5 protein-coding genes are annotated in these 6,187 nt (G+C 28.2%); all 5 read left to right on the forward strand.

Annotation, left to right across the window (positions count from 1 at the left end; translation table 11 throughout):
• The first annotated feature begins 521 nt into the window (after positions 1-521).
• On the forward strand, positions 522-1,526 hold the full coding sequence (locus tag U9R42_00525) for a sugar phosphate nucleotidyltransferase (GenBank protein MEA3494503.1): 1,005 nt from the start codon (positions 522-524) through the stop codon (positions 1,524-1,526).
• Entirely contained in the window at positions 1,498-3,288 is a 1,791-nt protein-coding gene (locus tag U9R42_00530) for a tetratricopeptide repeat protein (protein ID MEA3494504.1), read from the forward strand. Before U9R42_00525 ends, U9R42_00530 begins: the two co-directional genes overlap by 29 nt.
• Positions 3,281-4,042: a DUF4292 domain-containing protein gene (locus U9R42_00535; protein MEA3494505.1), complete on the forward strand. Its 762-nt coding sequence runs from the start codon at positions 3,281-3,283 to the stop codon at positions 4,040-4,042. Before U9R42_00530 ends, U9R42_00535 begins: the two co-directional genes overlap by 8 nt.
• Entirely contained in the window at positions 4,026-5,216 is a 1,191-nt protein-coding gene (locus tag U9R42_00540) for a peptidoglycan DD-metalloendopeptidase family protein (protein ID MEA3494506.1), read from the forward strand. Before U9R42_00535 ends, U9R42_00540 begins: the two co-directional genes overlap by 17 nt.
• Positions 5,217-5,420: 204 nt before the next feature.
• Complete coding sequence (locus U9R42_00545; GenBank protein ID MEA3494507.1) at positions 5,421-6,152, forward strand: hypothetical protein; 732 nt, start codon at positions 5,421-5,423, stop codon at positions 6,150-6,152.
• Positions 6,153-6,187 lie beyond the last annotated feature (35 nt).

Raw genomic sequence — 6,187 nt, forward strand, 5'->3', positions numbered from 1 at the left:
GAACATATTAGTAGAGTAGGAAAAATATTTTATAAAAATACTAAACCGCCATCAAGATACTGAAAATAAAACATTTCTTTTCGCCCTGTTTTTTGAGCAGAAAACATATAAAGGACAAAAAACGCCAGAGATTCACAAATTTCAAACTGCCTTTGGTAGTTTGCTTTGTAAAAATTTATTATAGTAAATTCCTTTTAATCTGTGAATCTGTAGCGTTTATTCTTTTTCAGTTTATCCGGGTTAGGAAATTTCTAAACATTACAAGAGATTCAAAAGCAATTCGGATTTAATACCAAATTAACATCAAAACACCCGATATAAATCATTTCTATTTCCCTTTTTTGTCGTTAAAAATTATTTCCGTAACTATAGTTATGCAAAAAATTTTTGCCTAAAAAAAGAAAAATATAATTTAATTTATTTATCAGGCGTTTTGAAATTAAATTGGTTTAACCCCAATGTTAAATTGTATTTTGTAAATTTGTCGTTTCAATAAATGCAATTTAAATATATTTTAAAATATGAAAATAATAATTCCAATGGCAGGAATGGGTAAAAGAATGAGACCACACACCCTTAACACACCAAAGCCCTTATTAAAAGTAGCAGGAAAACCCATTGTTGAAATACTTATAGAAGATATCGCCAAAATGCTTGGTGGAAATATTGAAGAAGTTGCCTTTGTAATAGGTAATTTTGGAAAAGAAGTTGAAGAACGATTAACAAAAATAGCTACCGATTTAGGTTACAAATCAAAAATTTATTACCAACTTGAAGCACTTGGAACAGCCCATGCAATTTATTGTGCAAAAGAATCAATGGATGGAAATATTCTTGTAGCTTATGCCGACACATTATTCCATACCGATTTTGTTATTGACCAAAAAGAAGATGGTTACATTTGGACAAAAAAAATTGATGACCCTTCTCAATTTGGAGTTGTTGTTCCTGACAAAAAAGGACACGTAACTCAATTTGTTGAAAAATCAAAAACCTTCGTTTCCGACCTTGCAATAATTGGAATTTATTATTTTAAAAATGGCGAAAAACTACTTGAAGAAATTCAGTATCTTATTGATAACAACATAACAGGGAACGGTGAATTTCAGCTTACCGATGCTTTGGAAAACATGAAAGCAAAAGATACAAAATTTAAAGTAGCAACAGTTGACGGTTGGTTTGATTGCGGAAATAAAAACGCTACTGTTTCTACAAACAAAGAAATATTAAAGCTAAAAAAAGACTCGGAACTAACAAATAAAAATACTGAAATTCAGAATTCAAAAATTATTGAACCTTGCTTTATAGATAAAAATGTAAAGATTCATAATTCGACTATAGGACCTTATGTTTCTGTAGGCAATGGAACAGTTATTGAAGATTCGGAGATTGCAAACAGCATTATTTATGAGAATGCTCAAATAAAAAATTCCGAACTTAACAACTCAATGATTGGTAATTTTGTAAAATATTTTAATAATTCAAAAAAAGAAGTAAGTGTTGGAGATTTTTCTGAAATATTATAAAAAAAACATAAAGACTTTTTCCTTTATAAAAATTATTGTTGCGGGAATAACAATCCTTTTAATTTCGAATTCATGTATTAAAATTAAAAGTGCTGTTAACAGTAACAATCCTGCATTAATGCTTGTTGACCACAATACCGCAAAAGAAATAAGTTTTGATGCCTTGTATTTTGATGCCCTAAAAGCATATCTCGTTGAAGATGACAACACAAAAGCCATTTATAAACTACAAAGGTGTCAAAGTATTTTGCCTGATAATCCTGCAATTTTGTTCAAACTCGGAGAACTATATTTTAAGGAAAACAGAGTAAATGAAGCTCAGAAAATGCTTGAAAAAGCAACTTCTATCCAAAAAGATAATATCTGGTATTGGCTTTTATTATCAGACATTTATAAGTATCAAAAAGACTATAAAAATGCAATAGAAGTATATAAAATAATAATTGAGTTAGATAAAAATAATTTAAGATTTCTTTATGATTTATCAAACCTTTATCTGATTTCAAACTCTCCTTCAAAGGCAATAAAAGTTTATAACAATATTGAAAATCAAATAGGAATAACCCCTGAAATAAGCATTCAGAAGAAAAAAATATTTTTAAAAATGAACAAGTTCAATAAAGCTGTTGATGAATTACAAAAGCTTATTGACAAATATCCTAAAGATGTAAAATATCTGGGAATGCTTATTGACCTTTACATAGCAAATGGCAAAGAAGACAAAGTTCCTGCTTTGTATGAGCGTATTTTAGAAATTGAACCCGAAAACGGAAAAGCACAACTTGTAATGGCTGATATTTTTATTGCACAAGGCAAAACAAAAGAAGCAGAGAAAGAATTGATAAAAGCCTTTTCTAATGAAAAAGTTGATGTAAATACAAAAATATCATTTCTCGTTGTTAACTATATCCAAAAAGGAATTAAAGATGAAGACATTAGTCTTTTAAAAAACCTTTCAAATATTTTGGTAGAAAAGCATCCGTTAAATCCAAAGGTTTATGCTTTTCATGGCGATTTATTTATGGGAATTGACGAAAAAGAACAAGCCTTAAATGATTACAAAAAAGCATTGACATTTGAAAAAAGTATGATAATGCTTTGGCAAAAAGTTATTGATCTTGAATTTAAAAACAGCAATTACGATTCTGTTGTGAAATACACTTCACAAGCTCTTGATTATTTTCCTAACAGCTCTTTAATGTATTTTTACAATGGAGTTTCACATAATCAGTTAAGAAACTATTCACAAGCTAAAGAAAGCCTAGAAGCAGGTTTGGATTTTGTAATTGCTAATCCAAAATTAAAATATCAGTTTTTTGTAAACCTTGGTGAAATAAATAACAGCCTTAAAAGCTATACTGAATCAGATAAATATTTTGACAAAGCAATTGAAATTGATTCTCTTGACCCTTACGTTTTAAACAATTATGCATATTATTTGTCTTTACGAAAAGTAAAACTCGATAAGGCAGAAAAAATGTCAAAAGTCAGCCTTGAAAAAATGCCCGAAAATCCTGCTTACCTCGACACTTACGGTTGGATTCTGTTTTTAAAAGGAGATTATAAACAAGCAAAAAAATACGTAGGAAAAGCACTTGAACAAAAACCATGGGATGCCGAATTATTAGAACATTACGGTGATATTTTATTTAAACTCAATGATAAATCCAAAGCAATTGAATATTGGAAAAAAGCTGTAAAAAAAGGTAGTGTTTCAAAAAATATTGAATTAAAAATAAAGGATAAAAAATTATATGAGTAAAACACTTTTGTTTAGCATAATTTTCTTGGTTTTTTTGAGCGGTTGCAAAACAACAAAATTGTTTCAATCTCCTGAATCAAAACTAAATACGAAACATGTTATAAAGGGTTTTGAAAAAAATACAGTTGATTATGAATGGTTTAAAGCCAAAGCTAAAGTTAGGATAACATCAAAGGATTTTGATTACAGCGGTACTTTAAACTTAAAAATGCGAAATGACAGCATTATTTGGGGTTCTGTTTCAGTATTTCTTGGAATAGAAATATTCCGTTTTTTTTTAATAAACGATACATTTGTTTCAATTGACAGAACAAAAAGACAATACACTAAAACTCCAATAAGCAAAGTTCCCAAAATTATTCCTATTAAAAACATTGATATTAAATCATTTGAAAATATCATTTTAGGAAATGTGTTATTCAAGCTAGAGGATGATTTTGAACTTCATGACAAAGATTCCAATTATTTTTTAAGTAAAAACGAAAATAATACTAAGATAAAAATATTTTTTGATCCCGTTTTATTCAACATTAAAAAATATGAATTTGAAGAAAATTCTACTTCAAATTATGCTTTGTTGGAATATTCGGATGAAAGAATTGAGGGAAATAAAAAATCTATTCCTCAAAATGTGGATATAAAATTTTATTCATCACAAAAATATTCACTTTATTTGAAGTTCAATTATGTGCAGTTTGATAAGCCATTTAGCATAAATACAACTATACCTAAAGTATATGAACAGCTTTATTAAATATTTCCTTCTCATTATAAGTTTTAGCTTAATTTCATTATTTGTTTTTTCTCAAAGCAAAGAAGAGTTAGAAAAACAGAGAAAACAAAAACAAAAAGAAATAGAATACACCAAAAAACTTATTACTGAAACCACTGAAAAGCAAAAACAAACTATTACTTTTTTAAACACTCTAAATAAGCAAATAAATTCAAGAGAAGAACTGATAAGCACTGTAAGTAAAGAAATTAAATATATTAACGAACAAATTGAAAATAATAAAGGAGTAATTGAGTCGCTTCAAAAAGACCTTGAAAACCTAAAAAAAGAATACGCAAATATGTTGTGTTTTGCTTATAAAAATAGAAATACATATAACAAAATCGGTTTTATACTTTCGGCAAAAACTTTTAACCAATCATTTCAACGCTTAAAACTATTACAACACTATTCGTCATACAGAAAAAATCAGATGAAACTAATAGATAAAACAACGAAATCAATAGAAACAAAAGTTGCTTTACTGCAAGTGCAAAAGAAAAATAAAGTTTCATTGCTTACTAAACAAAATATTGAAAAAAAACAACTTGAAAAAGATAAAAGCAGTAAATCAAATATTATTGTTAAACTAAAGAAAAAGAAAAAAGAATTAAAAAAAGAACTTAAAGCAAAAGAAAAGATAGCTGCAGAATTAAAAAGCAAAATCAAAAAATTGATTGCCAAAACAATGACAAAAGCATCCAAAAGCTATTATCTAACCCCTGAGGCAAAAAAACTTTCTCTTGATTTTGTAAATAATCGGTCAAAATTACCATGGCCTGTTGAAAAAGGATTTATTTCGGAAACATTTGGTAAGCACCTTCATCCAACATTAAAAAACGTTTATATTGTTAACAATGGAATAAAAATAAAAACAAATAAAAATGCAAACGCAAGAGCAATTTTTAATGGAAAAGTCAGTAATGTCATTCGAATTCCCGGAGCAGGAAGATCCGTTTTAATAAATCATGGGCAATATTTCAGCGTTTATTCCAACCTATCAAATGTTTCGGTATCAGCAGGTGAAATTGTAAGCACAAAACAAGTTATTGGAAAAATTACTTATGATTCACGAAGCGGTAGCACAGAAATGGAATTGCAAATTTGGAAAATGAAACAAAATCTCAATCCTATTTACTGGATTGCCCCAAGGTAGAATTATTGTAATTTTTTATTATCTTTGCAAATATATTTAAGATATATTCAAAATTTATTAGGATATGAAAATATTAAAACTAGAGAAATTCATAAACCATTGGATAATATTGAATTATGGGGTTTTTTAACAAAAAATATAATGGAAATATAATGAGTGGTCATTATATTTACTCGTTAGGCACTATTTTGAAATAAGCATTCAATGATAAACAAACACGGATTAAAAAGATATATACCTGCAGAAATAAGAAGAGAAATTCGACAAAACTCTGGATTTGGTTGTGTTATTTGTGGATTAGGCATTATTCAGTATGAACACGTTGACCCTGAATTTAATGATGCAAAAGAGCATGACCCTGTTAGAATGACCCTATTATGCCCTAGATGCCATAATAAAGTAACAACTGGATATTTAGATAAAGAGATTGTTAAAGAGGCAATGAAAAATCCCAAATGTTTATCAAAAGGCTTTTCAAATGAGTTTTTTCATATTGGAAAAGGGTATCCAAAAATTGAATTTGCAGGCTCTATTATTTCGAATTGTCCTATACCTATTCAGATAAAAGATGAACCATTATTTGTTATTGAGCCTGGAGAAAATGGATCACCTTTTCTTTTATCAGCCAATTTTTATGATACTAAAGGTAATCTCTCTTTGGAAATAAAACAAAATGAATGGAATGCATATATATCAAATTGGGATATAGAAGTTATTGGAGGGGCAATTACAATAAGAGAGAAAGAAGGGAAAATTAATTTAAAACTATCTGCTAAATATCCAGACATATTAGAGGTATCGGATTTAGACATGTATAAAAAAGATGTAAGAATAAAAGCAAATCTAAAGGATTTTTCTGTTTATCATGGTGAAGTTTTGAAGTGTACATTTTCATCATGTTTTGCAGATAATTGTGCTATCGGATTTAAAATGTAAGAAATAACATTGCCTAATCGAGTAGGCGGCTGACG

Source organism: Bacteroidota bacterium (genome assembly GCA_034723125.1).
GTDB lineage: Bacteria > Bacteroidota > Bacteroidia > CAILMK01 > JAAYUY01 > JAYEOP01.

Bases quoted from the DNA above. Each gene is read 5' to 3' on its own strand.
- U9R42_00540 (MEA3494506.1), top strand. From the start codon at position 4,026: ATGAACAGCTTTATTAAATATTTCCTTCTCATTATAAGTTTTAGCTTA.
- U9R42_00535 (MEA3494505.1), top strand. From the start codon at position 3,281: ATGAGTAAAACACTTTTGTTTAGCATAATTTTCTTGGTTTTTTTGAGC.
- U9R42_00525 (MEA3494503.1), top strand. From the start codon at position 522: ATGAAAATAATAATTCCAATGGCAGGAATGGGTAAAAGAATGAGACCA.
- U9R42_00545 (MEA3494507.1), top strand. From the start codon at position 5,421: ATGATAAACAAACACGGATTAAAAAGATATATACCTGCAGAAATAAGA.